Origin of the sequence: Micromonospora sp. S4605 (assembly GCF_003176715.1) — a bacterium.
GTDB classification, from domain to species: Bacteria; Actinomycetota; Actinomycetes; order Mycobacteriales; family Micromonosporaceae; genus Micromonospora; species Micromonospora echinaurantiaca.
Genome location: NZ_QGSW01000203.1, coordinates 1 through 15,684, shown reverse-complemented (window position 1 = coordinate 15,684; position 15,684 = coordinate 1). Strand labels below are relative to the sequence as shown.

At 74.6% G+C, this 15,684-nt stretch carries 14 protein-coding genes; 6 read left to right on the top strand and 8 right to left on the bottom strand.

Annotated features, from left to right (window positions below; translation table 11 throughout):
- The coding region (locus DLJ47_RS16585; protein WP_233257861.1) for a hypothetical protein at positions 1-376 on the top strand (376 nt) is incomplete at its 5' end.
- Between the two features lie 70 nt (positions 377-446).
- On the opposite strand, the gene DLJ47_RS16580 is transcribed toward DLJ47_RS16585, so the two are convergent.
- The 3 genes from DLJ47_RS16580 to DLJ47_RS16570 form a co-directional block, all read right to left on the bottom strand.
- Positions 447-890 carry an HNH endonuclease gene (locus tag DLJ47_RS16580; RefSeq protein WP_109900883.1) on the bottom strand — a complete coding sequence of 148 codons (444 nt, stop codon included), beginning with the start codon at positions 888-890 and terminating at the stop codon, positions 447-449.
- A gap of 270 nt (positions 891-1,160) precedes the next feature.
- Positions 1,161-2,690 (bottom strand): hydroxysqualene dehydroxylase, encoded by a 1,530-nt coding sequence (locus tag DLJ47_RS16575; RefSeq protein ID WP_109900885.1) that lies wholly within the window; start codon positions 2,688-2,690, stop codon positions 1,161-1,163.
- A 39-nt stretch (positions 2,691-2,729) separates the two neighbouring features.
- Positions 2,730-3,221, bottom strand: a complete 492-nt coding sequence (locus DLJ47_RS16570; RefSeq protein ID WP_088996320.1) for an MSMEG_6728 family protein — start codon at positions 3,219-3,221, stop codon at positions 2,730-2,732.
- A 94-nt stretch (positions 3,222-3,315) separates the two neighbouring features.
- On the opposite strand from DLJ47_RS16570, the gene DLJ47_RS16565 reads away from it, so the two are divergent.
- Positions 3,316-5,307: an NAD-binding protein gene (locus tag DLJ47_RS16565; protein WP_109900882.1), complete on the top strand. Its 1,992-nt coding sequence runs from the start codon at positions 3,316-3,318 to the stop codon at positions 5,305-5,307.
- Between the two features lie 58 nt (positions 5,308-5,365).
- On the opposite strand, the gene DLJ47_RS16560 is transcribed toward DLJ47_RS16565, so the two are convergent.
- Positions 5,366-6,595, bottom strand: a complete 1,230-nt coding sequence (locus tag DLJ47_RS16560) for an APC family permease (protein ID WP_109900881.1) — start codon at positions 6,593-6,595, stop codon at positions 5,366-5,368.
- A gap of 10 nt (positions 6,596-6,605) precedes the next feature.
- The gene (locus tag DLJ47_RS16555) at positions 6,606-7,343 is read right to left on the bottom strand and encodes a phosphatase PAP2 family protein (RefSeq protein ID WP_199235879.1); all 738 of its coding nucleotides are present in this window, start codon (positions 7,341-7,343) and stop codon (positions 6,606-6,608) included.
- Positions 7,344-7,516: 173 nt separating this feature from the next.
- Between DLJ47_RS16555 and DLJ47_RS16550 the strand changes: the two genes are divergently transcribed.
- Positions 7,517-8,725, top strand: a complete 1,209-nt coding sequence (locus tag DLJ47_RS16550) for a DUF4032 domain-containing protein (protein WP_109900879.1) — start codon at positions 7,517-7,519, stop codon at positions 8,723-8,725.
- Positions 8,726-9,302: 577 nt separating this feature from the next.
- Here the strand turns inward: DLJ47_RS16550 and nagA are convergent.
- Genes nagA through DLJ47_RS16535 form a run of 3 tightly spaced genes read right to left on the bottom strand, consistent with a single transcriptional unit; the run spans position 9,303 to position 12,258 of the window.
- Positions 9,303-10,412 carry an N-acetylglucosamine-6-phosphate deacetylase gene (gene nagA, locus DLJ47_RS16545; RefSeq protein WP_109900878.1) on the bottom strand — a complete coding sequence of 370 codons (1,110 nt, stop codon included), beginning with the start codon at positions 10,410-10,412 and terminating at the stop codon, positions 9,303-9,305.
- Positions 10,409-11,332, bottom strand: coding sequence for an ROK family protein (locus DLJ47_RS16540; RefSeq protein ID WP_109900877.1), 924 nt, complete (start codon positions 11,330-11,332; stop codon positions 10,409-10,411). The genes nagA and DLJ47_RS16540 overlap by 4 nt, the downstream gene beginning before the upstream one ends.
- On the bottom strand, positions 11,329-12,258 hold the full coding sequence (locus DLJ47_RS16535; RefSeq protein ID WP_109900876.1) for an SIS domain-containing protein: 930 nt from the start codon (positions 12,256-12,258) through the stop codon (positions 11,329-11,331). The genes DLJ47_RS16540 and DLJ47_RS16535 overlap by 4 nt, the downstream gene beginning before the upstream one ends.
- Before the next feature lie 196 nt (positions 12,259-12,454).
- On the opposite strand from DLJ47_RS16535, the gene DLJ47_RS16530 reads away from it, so the two are divergent.
- From DLJ47_RS16530 to DLJ47_RS16520, 3 genes are all read left to right on the top strand, one after another.
- A complete protein-coding gene (locus DLJ47_RS16530; RefSeq protein ID WP_109900875.1) occupies positions 12,455-13,240 on the top strand; it encodes a DeoR/GlpR family DNA-binding transcription regulator in 786 nt (261 codons plus the stop codon).
- Positions 13,241-13,362: 122 nt separating this feature from the next.
- Positions 13,363-14,373, top strand: coding sequence for an ATP-binding cassette domain-containing protein (locus tag DLJ47_RS16525; RefSeq protein WP_109900874.1), 1,011 nt, complete (start codon positions 13,363-13,365; stop codon positions 14,371-14,373).
- Positions 14,370-15,386 carry an ABC transporter permease subunit gene (locus DLJ47_RS16520; RefSeq protein WP_109900873.1) on the top strand — a complete coding sequence of 339 codons (1,017 nt, stop codon included), beginning with the start codon at positions 14,370-14,372 and terminating at the stop codon, positions 15,384-15,386. The genes DLJ47_RS16525 and DLJ47_RS16520 overlap by 4 nt, the downstream gene beginning before the upstream one ends.
- Positions 15,387-15,684: the final 298 nt, after the last annotated feature.

The window sequence follows — 15,684 nt, the reverse complement described above, 5'->3', positions numbered from 1 at the left end:
GACGGTGGCCGTGGCCACGACCCCGAGCCGGCCGGCCCAGACCACCGGCCGACCGTCGCCGACCGGGCGACCCGGGGTGCCGGTGTCGGCGCGCGGCGGAGTGGTCAGGGTCGCCTGTGACCGTCAGATGATCGAGGTGGTCAGCGTGACGCCGGCCGCCGGCTACCAGGTCGAGGCGTACGAGCCGGGGCCGGCGCGGGAGATCCGGGTCGAGTTCGTCTCCGCCGACAACCGGAGCGTGGTGACCGTTCGCTGCGCCAACGGCCGGCCGGTGCCCCGGGTGAAGGAACAGGCCCGCGAGGCGGCCAGGCCCGCCGCCGCGGGAGAGCGGAATCCGGGCCGGTCGCTGACCGCAGGCGCGCGCCACCGTCGCTGAGCTGAAGGCCGGCGGGCGCCACGCCGGACGTGCTGCCCGACGTGGCCCCCCGTACCCGCCGACCGGTCCCTCAGCGGACGGCCAGCGCCGCCCAGCTCGGCGTCACCGCCTCCCGCCGCAGCGGCATGCCCGCCTCGGCCGGCGTCCGGTCGCCCTTGCGCTGGTTGCACGGGTAGCAGGCGGCGGTGGTGTTTCTCCAGGTGTTCCGGCCGCCGCGGGAGCGGGGCAGGATGTGGTCGATGGTGCTCGCCGGCCCGCCGCAGTACGCACAGCACCGGCCGTCCCGGCGTAACACCCCGGCCCGGGACCAGGCCGGCCCGGCGCTGAACCGCCAGCGGGTCACCACGTACCGGACCAGCCGCACCACCCGGGGGACCGGGAAGACCCCGATCACCTGGTCCGGCTCGGCCTCGTGGATCTCGGCGACCCGGCGGCAGAGCATCCGGATCGCGTGCTGGACGGTGACCCGGTGCAGCGGGCCGAGGTCGGCGTTGATGACGAGGACGGCGTCCACCGGGATCTCCCTCCGAGACGGTGACGGACGAGTGGTCCGGACGACGACAGAGCCGCCCGGTCCGGTTGCTGCGGAACGGGCGGCTCGACGTCGGGCACGCGTCAGTCGGGCCGGCCGCCCCGGTGGTCTTCGGCTCGGCAACCGCCGCCGGGCAGCACCGACCGCACGCGCGTGACGTGCGACATCGACATGACTGGCTCCCGTGGCGGTGGTTGACCTTGCGCGGATCACGGTAGGCGCGCCCGGTGGCGGGCGGCAACGCATTTCGATCTAGCGGCGCCTGGCCAGCAGACCGCGCGGGCGGACCGAGTACACCGGCTCGGCAGCGCCGCCCGCCGCCCGCAGGATGTGGTTCGCGGCGACGATGCCGGTCGCGGCGGCGCGTTCCATCAGCGCGCTGGGGAAGTCCGTGGCGATCCCGTCGCCGGCCAGGTAGAGCCCGGGCGCGTCGGTGCGCACGCCGGGCCGGCCGGCGTTGCTGCCCGGGGTGAAAGCGGGCGCCCGGGCCTCCACCCGGGCGCGCAGCTCACGGACCCGCAACCGGGCCGCCTCCGGCCAGAGCTCGGCCAGTTCGCCGCGCATCCGCTCGGCCAGCACCTCGGCCGGCACGTCCGGCTCGCAGGCGTACGCGTGCAGTTCCAGCACCGAGCCGCCGGTGCGCGCGGCCCAACGCCGGGACTCGTTCTCCAGCCGGTGGTAGAGGGTCACCGAGTCCAGCGTGGGCTGCCGGGACACCCCGCTGAACACCGCCCGGGCGGCGTCGACGTCTCCGTCGCACCAGTAGCGGGCCACCGCGTACGGCGGGCCGGGCCGGCCGTACGCGGGCATCCGGGCCACCAGTTCCGGCGCGACCCGCCCCAGGTCGGGGGAGGCCGCCACCAGCGCGGCGAGCGCCGGCGGGTCGACCGCGAGCACCACGTGCCCGGCGCGGTGGGACCGGCCGTCGCCGGTGGACACCCGCCAGCCGTCGGCCTCCCGGTGCAGCGCGGTGGCCGCCACGCCGGTGCGCACCCGTCCGCCGTGCCGCTCGACGTGCCGGGTCAGCGGGTCCCAGATCGCCGTGGCGTAGTCCTCGTCGGGGCAGTCGAAGGCCAGCCCCTCCGGGTTGCCGAGCAGGTAGAAGTGGAACTGGGCGACCAGTTCGGCGGCGGACATCTCCGCCTCGTGGTTGAAGAACGAGTGCGAGAAGACCTCGAAGAGCATGGCCCGGGCCCGGTCCGGCAACCGCAGCGAGGTGAGCAGCTCGTCGGCGGTGGTGGTGTCCAGCTCGGTGTACGTGCCCACCCGGTCGTAGCTGAGCAGCGGCAGCGCCGCGTCCCGGTCCATCCCGCGCAGGTCGGCCAGGCGCACGCTGGGGCTGCGCAGCAGCAGCGCCAGCAGGTTCAGCGGCGGCGCAGGGGGCAGGTCGCCGAACTCCTCGGTCGGCCACCGCCGGCTCAGGATCGGATAGCCCGGGATCGGCTTGAGCAGGCCCAGACCGGGATCGACCCGGCGCAGGATGGCCCGCCAGTTGTAGTACTGCCGGAAGAACGCGTGGAAACCGTGCTCCACCCGCTGGACGCCGTCGGCGAGCGCCTCCGGCCAGGCGCCGAGCCGCCCGCCCAGGGTCGGCGCCGCCTCCAGCACCGTCACCGGGACGCCGCGCTCGGCGAGCACCACGGCCGCCGACATGCCGGCGATGCCGCCGCCCACCACCACGGTTTCCACCGGCTGCGGCACGCGGGGGGCGCCACCGCCGCCCGGGTCCACCACGTGCTGGCGTACGCCGACGAACCGGCCGAGCAACTGCGACAACGACACGGACACCTCCCGGCCGGTGGGTGTGTCCAGTCTGCCCGGTCAGCGCTCGGTCGGCAGCAGACAGCGCCGCTGGCGGTCCGAGGCCGGCCAGACGTACTCCAGGTCGGGCGGGACGTCGCCGAAGATCGGCCGGTAGTGCTCCGGGTCCTTGCGGACCAGCGACGAGCGGTGGCTCAGGTGCAGGTCCTCGCGGCCCAGCCAGGGCGGCAGCTCGCCGGCGGCGGCCAACTCCGGCTGGGCGCGGACCGTCTCGATGCCGCAGGCGGCGGCGAGGTCGCGGGTCATGGTGGCGGCGCAGGTGTCCGCCCGCCCCGGCTCGGACCAGACCGCGCACATGTCCAGCCCGTACCGGGTCAGCGCCTCCTCGTACCCGGCCCACATCTTCACCGCTGGATGGTTGCGCCAGCCGTACGTCGGCCAGGTCAACCCGCGCAGCACCTGGATCGTCTCCACCCGCTGCTTGCCCAGCCGTTTCTGGTCCAGCGTGCGGGCGCTCGCCAGGAAGTCCGGGTACGGGAGGAACGTCTGCATGCCGCCTGCTCTACCCGCCGGCCGGACCGGCATGCCTGGCCGGTACGAACCGGACGGGGTCGCCCAGTGTGGTGGTGCTGACTACGATTCGGGCATGGGGGAGCCGTGGCGGGATCGGGCGCGACGGGCGGTCGAGTGGAACTGGCGGCTCCGGGCCACCGGTGATGCCCGGCCGCACTACGTGATCTGCGGGCGGGACGCGCTGGCCTACTACGTCGCCAAGGCGTTGCTGGAGACGGAACTGCCGGCCGGTGGCGCCCGGGTCACCGTGGTGGTGCCGGAGCGCTACCGGGTCACCGGGCCCGACGTGGCCGGCCTGCGCGGGGTGCGGGTGGTCCGCTCCGACCGGCTCGACGTGCCGACGTTCCAGGCCGCCGGCCTGGCCGGAGCGAGCGGGCTGGCCCTGCTGCACCAGGACGACGTCGGCAACCTGCACGCCGCGCTGTGCGCCCAGGCGGTCGACGACGAGGTCCGCCAGGTGCTGCGGATGTTCAACAACACCTTGGCCGACGGGGTCCGCACCCTGCTCAAGGCCCGGGTCGAGGTGCTCTCCGACGCCGAGATGGCCGCCCCGGCGTTCGTCGCCGCCGCGCTCGGCGAGGTCGACCCCACCCACTTCCAGCACCGCGACCGCACGCTGCGGGTGGCTCGCCGCGCCGACGTACGCGAGCAGGACGTGGTCTGCGGGCTGGCCGACCTGAGCGACCCGCAGCGGGTCCGGCTGCTCCCCGCCGACCAGTCCACCGCCGACTTGGTGCTCGCCGAGGCCACCGGGCAGCCGCCCGGCACCGAGGTGGCCGCCCGGCGGCTGGTCCGGGCCCGCCGCCGGCGGCGGCCGGTCGCGGTCACCGTCCGCGCGATCCGCGGCTTCGCCACCCGCAAGATCGGTATCGCGGTGATGCTGGTGCTCGGGTTGATCGCGGTGCTCGGCGCGCTGATCTCCCAGGCCGAGGACGTGTCGCAGTTGGAGGCGATCTACCTCACCCTGGTCACCACGCTCAGCGGCGCCGACCCGGACACCACCAAGCCGCCGGACGCCCAGATCATGCAGGTGGTGCTGAACCTCGCCGGCCTGGCGCTGATCCCGCTGATCACGGCCGTGGTGGTGGACGGGATCGTCAACGCCCGGCTGGCCCTGCACACCGGCCGGTTGCAGAGCGAGCACTCCGGGCACGTGGTGGTGGTCGGCCTCGGCAACGTGGGCACCCGGGTGATGGCGCAGCTGCGCGAGTACGACGTCGAGGTGGTGGCGATCGACAAGAACCCGGAGCCGCGCGGCGCCACCCTGGCCCGGCAGCTCGAGGTGCCGCTGATCGTCGGCGACGCCGCTCTGCCCGAGACGCTGGAGGCCGCGGCGATCCGCGACTGCCAGGCGCTGGTGGTGGTCTCCACCGACGACGTGGCCAACCTGGAGGCGGCGCTCGCCGCCCGGGACGTCCGCGAGGATCTGCGGGTGGTGCTGCGGCTCTTCGACGGCGACTTCGCCGAGCGGGTGGAGGAGGCGTTCGGCATCGGCGTCTCCCGCTCGGTCTCCTACCTGGCCGCCCCGGCGTTCACCGGCGCGCTGACCGAACGCGCGGTGATCGTCACCATCCCGGTCGGCCGGCACGCCCTGCCGGTGGCCGAGGTGCCGGTCGCCGCCGGGTCCGAGTTGGACGGCCGGCCGCTCAGCGCCGCCTCCCGGGACGGGCAGGTGCGGTTGATCGCCCGTACCCCGGCCGGTGGTGGCCGGACGATCTGGCGGGACCTCGACCCCCGCCAGGTGATCTTCGCCGGCGACCGGCTCACCGTGGTGGCCCGCCGGGCCGGCCTGGACTGGCTGACCCGGCAGTGCGCACCCCCGGCCCCGCCGGCCCGGCCGGTGCCGACGTCCCGGTCGGGTGCCCTGCCCCGCGCCGCCAGCCCGCCGACGCCCGGCGCGCCGAACGTCCCACCGAGCGGTGGTGGCGTCCTGCCCGGGCAGCCCGCGGATCGGCCCGGGCCGGTCCCGGCGGCGCCGGCCGGCAACGGTGGCCCGCCGACCGACCCGGTGCCGGAGGACGGCGGGCCGGCCCGGCGCCCGGACGGCACCGGCCAGCCGGGCTGACCCAGCCCGGTGCCGCGAGCCGTGGCCACCCGACGGCCAACTCGCGGAGTCGTCGGGCTCAGCGGCGGGGGCGCAGCGCGTACCAGGCGGCGCCGACGGCGAGCACGGCGAAGCCGGCCAGCACGCTGGACAGCGGCAGGTTGACCGCGAGCAGCAGGCAGCCGACCAGCCCCAGCGCCGCCAGCACCTGGACCGGCAGCCGGCGGGCCGGGTCGCGGCCGAGGGTCAGCGCGGCGGCGTTGGTGATCGCGTAGTAGACCAGCACGGTGCAGCTGGAGAAGCCGATTGCGTCGCGTACGTCGCCGAGCGCGACGACCAGGATCACCACCGCGGCCACCGCCAGCTCGGCCCGGTGCGGCACCTGGCGTACCGGGTGCACGGCGGCCAACCCGCCGGGCAGGTCGTGGCGGCGGGCCATCGCCAGCGCGGTGCGGCCCACCCCGGCGAGCAGCGAGAGCAGCACCCCGGTCACCGCGACCGTCGCCCCGGCCCGGACCACCCAGGCCAGGCCGGGCAGCCCGGCGGCGGTCACCACGTCGGCCAGCGGCGCGGCGGAGGCGGCCAGCCGGTCGGCGCCGAGCACGCCGACCGCGACCACGGCCAGCACCAGGTAGATCGCCAGCACCAGGCCGAGGGCCAGCGGCACGGCCCGGGGGATGGTCCGCTCCGGTTCGCGGACCTCCTCGCCGAGGGTGGCGATCCGCGCGTACCCGGCGAAGGCGAAGAAGAGCAGGCCGGCGGCGGTGAGCACGCCCCGGGCCGAGCCGCCGGCCGCGCCGAGCCGGTCCGGCGAGACGTCGGGCACGCCGGTGACCGCGACCAGGGCCAGCACCGCCAGCACCAGCCCGACCAGGACCTTCGTCGCGGTCGCTGTCTTGCCGATGCCGCGCAGGTTGACAGCGGTCACCGCCAGGACCGCCGCGACCGCCACCGGCCGGGCCTGCCCCGGCCAGAGGTACGCCCCGATGGTCAGCGCCATCGCCGCGCAGCTCGCCGTCTTGCCGACCACGAAGCCCCAGCCGGCGAGGAAGCCGGCGAACGGGCCGAGCCGCTCCCGGCCGTATACGTAGGTGCCGCCGGACTCGGGGTAGCGGGCGGCCAGCCGGGCCGAACTGGTCGCGTTGCAGAAGGCGATGAAGCCGGCCAACGCCAGCGCCGCCAGCAGCCCGGCCCCGCCGGCACTGGCCGCGGCGGGTGCGAAGACCACGAAGACGCCCGCGCCGAGCATCGAGCCCAGCCCGATCACCACCGCGTCGGGTACGCCCAGCCGGCGTGCAAGTTGGTTCACGCCAGGCAGGTTAGGTGACGGAGGTGAACGGACGGTCCCAGGCGCGCAGCGCGCCGGGCAACGGCAGGTCGTCCCAGGGCACCCGGTGCAGCAGCCGGTCCAGCAGCAGGCCCAGCAGGAGCCCGGCCACCGAGTCGGTCAGCCAGTGCCAGCCCAGGTACGTGGTGGTGCAGAGCACGACCAGCGGCGGCACCACCCGGATCACGGTGACCAGCCGGGGCGGCATGGCACGCCCGTAGCCGCGCAGCAGCGGGGCGAGCAGCAGGGCGATCACGCCGTACCAGACGATGGCGTTGGCCACGTGCCCGGACGGGTACGACTGGGCGAACCGGACCGGCAGGTCGTCCTGGAAGAGCGGCAGCGTCCGCTCCGGCGGCAGGAACGGTTCCTTCACGCTGGCGCTCGGTGCCGGTCGGGCCGTCCACACCTTGAGCGGGCCGATGGTCAGGTAGGTGAACACGAACGCGAGCACCGGCGGCAGCACCGGCCGCACCGACCTGAGCCGGACCGCCAGCAGCACCCCGAGCCCCAACGCGATCAGTGTCAACGGCGTGCCCTGACCGAGGTAGTTGAGCACCACCGCGCTCCAGTGCGCGACCGCCGGCCGGTGCGCGGCCGACCAGTCGGCGACCGCCCGGTCGATTCCGAAGAGCCGGTCGGTGGCGAGCGCCACGGTCAGCCCGACGAGCGCGACCAGCAGCGCGGCGTCGAACCACCAGCCGGCCGGGCGGACCGGTCGCAGCCGCACCGTCCGCCGTACCGTCGTGGTCTCCCGCACGCGACCACGCTACCGGCCGGGCGCGCGGGCCGGCCCGTCCGGCCCGCGCCGGCGCCCTGGCCGGTTCGCGCGGGCCGGTGGTGGCTGTGTGCCGAGCCACGTGGGGAAGCGCTCGGGCGGGGCGAGGGGTCAGACTTGTCCCCGTGCGGATCACCTCGGCCCTCGTCGACCCGGCGCTGCTCGACCTTCCCTGGTCGACGCCGCTGGAGGAGTGGCCTGCCCAGCACCTGGTCGCGCTGCCGCAGGGCATCTCGCGGCACGTCGTCCGCTTCGTCCGCCTCGGCGGCTACGTCTACGCGGTGAAGGAGACCGGCGAGCGGGTGGCCGAGCGCGAGTACGACCTGCTCCGCGCGCTGGAGCGGATCGACTTCCCGTCGGTCGAGGCGGTGGCTATCGTCGCCGACCGGCAGAGCGACGACGGCGAGCCGCTCGACCCCGTGCTGATTACCCGGCACCTGCAGTTCTCGCTGCCCTACCGGGCACTCTTCTCGCACACCCTCCGGCCGGAGACGATGGGCCGGCTGCTCGACGCGCTGGCCGCGCTGCTGGTCCGGATGCACCTGACCGGCTTCTTCTGGGGCGACTGCTCGCTGTCCAACACGCTGTTCCGGCGGGACGCGGGCGCGTTCGCCGCGTACCTGGTGGACGCCGAGACCGGGGCGCTGCACCACTCGCTCTCCAAGGGCCAGCGCGGCGAGGACCTGGAGATCGCCCGGGTCAACATCTTCGGCGAGGCGCTGGACCTGCAGGCCGCCGGCCTGCTGCACGAGTCGATCGACCCCGAGGTGGTCTGCGAGGAGGTCGTGCAGCGCTACGAGCGGCTCTGGCACGAGATCACCTACGAGCAGCAGGTCGAGCGGGACGCCCGGCACGACATCGAGGGGCGGATCCGGCGCCTCAACGAGCTGGGCTTCGACGTGGCCGAGGTGGCCATGTCGACCATCGACGACGGGCGCTACCTGATCCGGCCGAAGGTGGTCGACGCCGGCTACCACACCCGCCGGCTGCTCCGGCTCACCGGTCTGGACGCCGAGGAGAACCAGGCCCGCCGGCTGCTCAACGACCTGGACGCGTACCGGGCGGAGAGCGACCTGACCGACGAGCAGCAGGCGGCCCACCGCTGGCTGACCGAGGTCTTCGAACCGGTGGTCCGGGCGGTGCCCGCGCACCTGCGCCGCAAGCTGGAGCCGCAGGAGCTGTTCGCGCAGATCATCGAGCACAAGTGGCTGCTCTCCGAGCGGGCCGGCCGGGACGTCGGGATGGCCCCGGCCGTGCAGTCGTTCCTGTCGGACGTGCTGGTGCACCGCCCCGACGAGCAGGCCGTGCTCGGCGTCGAGGTGCCCACCGGCTGACCACTGACGGACAGCCGCTGCCAGGCACGACGGTGGCTGCCGGACGCGGTGCGGCACCTGCCGCTTCGGTGCGTGCATGATGCCCCTGATCCCCTTTCGAGCTGCCCCTACAGATGGGGCAGGCACGGCAGGCGGCCGCATGACGCACGAGGACGGACCGCGGCGTTCGACCGGCGCCGAGGGCCGGCACGATTCGGCCACGGCAGCCGGCGGGCGGTGGACGGCAACTGCGGGAAGCATGCCGGGGTCCTGTGAGCCGGGTGGTGGTCTCACCGATGGGGCAGCTCGACAGGGTCCGACGGGTGGCTGTCGTGGCGAGCGGCGCGGGGTGAGCGGCGACCGTCCGCCAGGGGGAAAACTTCGGCTAGGTCCGCTGAGCCGGGTGGTGGTCTCACCGATGGGGCAGCTCGACAGCGTCCGACGAGTGGCTGTCCTGGCGAGCGGCGCGGGGTGAGCGGCGACCGTCCGCCAGGAGGAGAACTCCGGCCAGGTCCGTCAGGCGAGCGGCGTCGCGGGAGGGGCACTCCGCGGACCACGCCCACCGCCGAGCTGCCCGCGCGCCGACGGCCCCGGCGTGTCACTCCTGCCAGGCGCCGCCGCGCATCACCCGGACCACGTTCAGGTCGTCGTCGAGCACCACCAGGTCGGCGCGGAGCCCGACCTGGAGGGCGCCCAGCCGATCGCCGAGGCCGATCGCCCGGGCCGGCGTGGTGGCCACCATCCGGGCCGCGTCGGCCATCGGAATGCCCGCCGCCAGCGCGTGCCGCAGCGCGGCGTCCATGGTGAGCGTGCTGCCGGCGATCGCGCCGTCGCGGGTCAGCCGGGCCACCCCGTCCGCGACGGTGACCGCCTGACCGCCCAACTCGTACTCGCCGTCAGGCATGCCGGCGGCGGCCATCGCGTCGGTGACCAGCGCGGAGCGTTCCGGGCCGGCGACCGAGGACGCGAAGGTGAGCATGCCGTCGTGCAGGTGCACGCCGTCGGCGACCAGCTCACAGACCACGTTCGGGGCGTCCAGCAGGGCCACCACCGGGCCGGGTTCGCGGTGGTGCACCGGTCGCATCCCGTTGAACAGGTGGGTGCCGACGCTCGCGCCGGCCGCCACCGCCGCGCGGGTCTCGTCGTACGTCGCGTCGGTGTGGCCGACCGCCGCGACCACCCGGTGGGCGGTGAGCAGCTTGACCGCCTCCAGCGCGCCGTCCCGCTCCGGCGCCAGCGTCACCATCCGGATCGCGTCGCCGCCCAACTCGATCAGCTCGGCCAGTTCCTCGGTGGAGGGGTCGCGGAGGAACTCCGGGTTCTGCGCGCCGCAGCGCGTCGCGGAGAGGTACGGCCCCTCGAAGTGGATGCCGGCCAGCACGCCCTCGCCGACCAGCGGCCGGTAGGCGGCGGTGGCCGACCGCATCAGCTCGAACGGCGAGCTGACCAGGCTGGCCAGCAGGGTGGTGGTGCCGTGCCGCAGGTGGAACGCGGCGGCCTGCCGGGCCTGCTCGGCGTCGCCGGTGGTGAAGGTGTGCCCGCCGCCGCCGTGGGTGTGCATGTCGACGAAGCCGGGCAGGATCCAGTGCCCGTCGCGCACCGAGGGGTACTCGGCCACCGCGGTGATCCGGTCGCCGTTGATCTCCACGCAGCCCTGCCGGATCACGCCGGTCGGGGTCACCACCTTGCCGTTGACCCGCACGGTCATCGTTTCTCCAGGTCGTCGAGGGCGAGCAGGGCGGCGCCGAGGCAGCCGGCCTCGTCGCCGAGGGCGGCCGCGACCAGCCGCGGCTCCCGGTGGAAGGTCATCCGTTCGTGCAGCGCCGCGCGCAGCGGGTCGAGCAGTTGGGCGCCGGCCTGCGCCAGCCCGCCGCCGAGCACGATGGTCGCCACGTCGAAGAGCGCCTGGCCGCTGGCGAGGCCGTCGGCGAGGGCCTCGACGGTCTCCCGCCAGACCTGCCCGGCCAGCGCCTCGCCGGCCGCCGCCCGGGCCGCTACCTCGGCCGCGGTCGCTGGTTCCCCGGCCAGCTCCGCGTACCGGCGGCCGACCGCTGATGCCGAGGCCACCGCCTCCAGGCAGCCGGGGCGGCCGCAGCCGCAGCGGGGGCCGTCGGGGCGGACCAGGATGTGCCCGATCTCGCCGGCCGCACCGTGCGCGCCGACCGCGGCCGCGCCGTTCACCACGTGGGCCGCGGCGATGCCGGTGCCGATCGCGACGAAGAGCACGTGCCCGGCGCCCCGGCCGGCACCGAGCCGGGCCTCGGCGAGGCCGCCGGCCCGCACGTCGTGGCCGAGCGCCGCGGGCAGGCCGAGCCGCGCCTGCGCCAGCTCGCGCAGCGGTACGTCCCGGAAGCCCACGTTCGCCGACCAGACCGCCACCCCGCGCGCCTCGTCGACCACCCCGGGCACGGCGATGCCGACGGCCACCGGGGTGCGCCCGTCGGCGCGCGCCTTGCCGGCCAGTCCCTCGGCGACCTCCAGGATGGTGTCGACCACGGCCGTCGGGCCGCGCTCGGCGCCGGTCGGGTGCCGTTCGGTGTGCAGCACGGTGCCGGCCGAATCCACCAGGGCGCACTTCATCCCGGTGCCGCCGACGTCCAGCGCGACGACGGCGTCGGCTGAACTCACGCCAGCACCACGGAGCGGGTCAGGTGGCGCGGGGCGTCCGGGTCGAGGCCCCGGCTGGTGGCCAGCGTGACGGCGAACCGCTGGGCCAGGATCAGGTCGGCCATCGGGTCGACCGGCGTACGCCCGGCCGACCAGCTGCTCAGCACAGTGCGGCAGCCGTGCGTGCGGCTGTGCACGAAGGTGGCGCCGGTGGCCGCCACGTCCTCCGCCAGCCCGTCGGGCAGCTCGCCGAACGCCCAGACCAGCCGGCTGGGGGCGGCGATCGAGATCGGGCCGTGCCGGTAGTCCATCGCCGGGTACGCCTCGGCCCAGAAGGTGGCGGCCTCGCGGCACTTCAGCGCGGCCTCCTGGGCCAGCCCGACCGTCCAGCCGCGACCGAGGAAGGTGACCTGCTCGATCCGGGCCGGGTCGATCGGCAGCGGGGCGCGGACCGCCACCTCGGCGTCGGCGGCCAGCGTGCCGACGTTGTCGCCCAGGTGGGCGCGGAGCAGCGCGAGCGCGGTGGTCGCGAAGCGGGTCTGCACCACCGAGCGTTCGTCGGCGAAGGGCATGGTCACCGCGGCGTCGGCCAGCCCGACCGCCGGGGAGTCGGGGTCGCCGACCAGTACCGTGCTGGGCACCTGCCCGCGCAGCGCGGTGAGCAGTTCGAGCACCTCGGTGGTGGTGCCGGAGCGGGTGATCGCGACGAGTCGGTCGTAGCGGCGGCCGGCGGGGAACTCGGACGCCTGGAAGGCGTCGGTCTCGCCCTGGCCGGCGGCCTCGCGGCGGGCCGCGTACGCCATCGCCATGAACCACGACGTGCCGCAACCGACAACGGCGACCCGCTCGCCGGGGCGGGGAAGGTGCCCGGCGACCGTGCCCACCAGTTGCGCCGCCTCCCGCCAGCATTCGGGCTGGCTGGCGATCTCCGCGTCCACGTACGCCATGAGAACTCCTCACAGGGGAGAACGGTGCGCAATACGGCTCGTTTGACCCGTCTTTCGCGCGTCATTCTGCGTGAACCCGGTATGCCGTGGCAACCGGTGGCGCGATCGAGCAGGCCAGGGTTTTGCGCCCTCGTAGTTTCGCGCACTAGTGTGCACGCAATCAATCACCGACCGCGCAGTAACTGGAGGCCCCGGGGTGGACCGCTACGCCAGATGGAACGCCCTGCTCGAGATGCTGACCGACAGTGGGCGGGTCACCGTCGAGGAGGCCGCCGAGCGGCTGGACGTCTCGCAGGCCACCATCCGGCGTGACTTCGACCAGCTGGCCCAGCAGCAGATGATCACCCGGACCCGGGGTGGCGCGGTCGCCAACGGGGTCTCCTACGACCTGCCGCTGCGCTACAAGACGGCCAAGCACTCGGCCGAGAAGCAGCGGATCGGCGCGGCCGCGGCGGCGCTGGTCTCGCCGGGCACCGTGGTCGGCCTGAACGGCGGCACCACCAGCACCGAGGTGGCCCGCGCGCTGGCCGTCCGGCCGGACCTGAACACCAGCGCCGAGGGCGCCCAGCTCACCGTGGTCACCAACGCGCTGAACATCGCCAACGAGCTGCTGGTCCGCTCCCGGATGAAGGTGGTGGTGGCCGGCGGTGTGGTGCGCCCGAAGTCGTTCGAGCTGGTCGGGCCGCTCGGCGGGGCGCTGCTGCGCGAGGTCACCCTGGACGTCGCGCTGCTCGGCGTGGACGCCATCGATCCGCTGCTCGGCGCGGCCGCCCACCACGAGGGGGAGGCGGCGATGAACAACCTCATGGTCGCCCGGGCCAAGCGCGTCGTCATCATCGCCGACTCGTCCAAGCTGGGCGGGCACGCCTTCGCCCGGATCTGCCCGGTGGACCGGGTGGAGACGCTGGTCACCGACTCCGGCGCCAACCCGGAGGTGGTCGAGGCGTTCCGGGCCGCCGGGGTCAGCGTCATCTGCGCCTGATCCACTCGTTTCCCTCACTGTCGGTAGTCGTCCGACCCGGCGATGCATACCGGGTATTGCGGTGCTCTGCATACCGCGTATGGTGTCGGCTGTCATAGCGCCCGGATCGGGGGAGGTGCAGCTTGCCAGCTGTCCTGGAGATAGAAGGTCTACGTAAGACGTACAAGAGTCGCCGGCGCGGTACCCGCAACGCCCTGGACGGCTTCGACATGCGCGTCGAGGCGGGCCAGGTGCACGGCTTCCTGGGCCCGAACGGCTCCGGCAAGACCACCACCCTGCGTACGCTGCTCGGCCTGATCCGGCCGAACGGCGGGCGGATGGCCATCCTCGGGCACGAGGTGCCCGCGGCGCTGCCCACTGTCGCCGGCCAGGTCGGCGCCATCGTGGAGAGCCCGCAGTTCTTCCCGCACTTCTCCGCCCGGGACACGCTCTCCCTGCTGGCCGGCGCGGGTGGCGTCCCGGCCACCCGGATCGACGAGGTGCTGGAGCTGGTCGGCCTGCGCGACCGGGCCGGCGAGCGGGTCAAGACCTATTCGCTCGGCATGAAGCAGCGGCTCGCGGTCGCCTCCGCCCTGCTGAAGAACCCGAAGCTGCTGATCCTCGACGAGCCGGCGAACGGTCTCGACCCGGGCGGCATCCGGGAGATGCGCACGCTGATGCGCAACCTCGCCGAGTCGGGCATGACCGTGGTGCTCTCCAGCCACATCCTCGGCGAGATCCAGCTGATCTGCGACTCGGTCACCATCATCTCGCTGGGTCGGCGGGTGGCCTTCGGCCCGGTCGAGCAGGTGCTGGCCGAGCACTCCTCCGGCGCGGTGCGGGTACGGCTGGAGGCGGTCACCGACCTGCCGGTGGCCACCGAGGCGCTCACCGGCGCCGGGATCCGGGTGACCGGCCACCCGGACCACCTGATGCTTGCCGGGGTCGACAAGCCGGCCACCGTGACCCGGCTGCTCGCCGAGCGGGGCCTGTACGTGAGCGAACTGGCCCCGGTCGCCGTCGACCTGGAGAGCGTCTTCCTCGAACTGACCGCCACCGCGCCGGTACCCGGCCAGCACCGGCAGGTCGACCAGTCCACGAAGGTCGGTGGGGCGGGGCAGCCCGGCGCCACCGGAGGAGGTTGGGGCGCGTGAGTCTCTACCGTACCGAGCTGCGCCGGCTGGCCAAGCGGCGCTTCGCCCGCTGGATGACGCTGCTCGGCCTGCTGGTGCTGGCCACCGTGATGATCGGCGTTTTCTTCAGCAACCAGAAGATCGACGCCGCCGCAGTGGCCAAGGCCGAGCGCCAGGCCGAGCAGCAGTACCAGGAGCAGGTCCGCTGGAGCGAGCAGGAACGCCTCGCCTGCGAGCGGTCGAAGACCGAGGGTACGGCGGACCCCAACCGCTTCCCGGCGGACTGCTCGGTGATCACCCCGCCGCCGCCGGAGGCGATCGAGGCGAGGTGGTTCCTGCCGTCCACCTTCGACTTCCGGGAGAGCTTCGGCTTCACCCTGCTGCCGTTCGCGGCGATCCTGGCGCTGGTCGGGTTCGTGGTCGGCGCCTCGTTCGTCGGGGCGGAGTGGAGCACCGGCGGCATGATGAACCTGCTGCTGTGGCGGCCGAAGCGGTTGACCGTGCTGCTCACCAAACTGGCGGCGCTGCTCACCGGCGTACTGGCGGTGGCGCTGCCGGCCGCGGTGGCGTGGTTCGGCGGATTCTGGCTGGTGGCCGTGTATCGCGGCAGCACCGAGAAGGTGACCTCGGGAGTGTGGCAGTCGTTCGCGCTGACCGGGCTCCGCGGCATCGTGCTGGCGCTGCTCATGGCGACCGTCGGGTTCGCGCTGGCCTCGCTGGGCCGGCACACCGCGATGGCGCTCGGCGGGGCGATCGCGGTGATGGTGGTCGGCCAGTTCGGCCTGGCCATCCTGCTCGACATGGCCGGGGTGCGGTTCGCCGAGGCCTGGCTGCTGCCCACGTACGCGGTGGCGTGGATGCAGAAGAAGGTGACCCTGGAGGACTGGGAGGCGTGCAACGCCACCTTCACCGGGGAGTGCCGGCCGGAGACCTTCGACGTCACCTGGCAGCAGTCCTCGGTGCTGCTGGGCGTCGGGCTGGTGGTGATCCTCGGCGCGGCGCTCTGGGCGATGCGCCGGCGGGACATCTCCTGACGTACGGCGGTGGCGCGGCCCGGGCCCTCCCCGACCCGGGCCGCGCCGCGGCGTCTGTGCGGTCCGGGTCGGCCCTGGTTAGGCTGAGGTCCCCCGGTCGGCCCCGTCGCGCCGGCCGCCCGTCGCCCGCGAGGAGCCCCATGCAGCCCGCCGACGCCGCCCCGGCCAGCGAGACCGCCGCGGCCGGCCAGGGTGGGCGGACGGGCGGCTCCCGCGCCGGCGTACCGACGCCGCGCCCGGCACCGGCCCCGGAGGCCGCTCCGGTCCCACCGCCGCGCACCGCCCCGGAGGCGGAGAC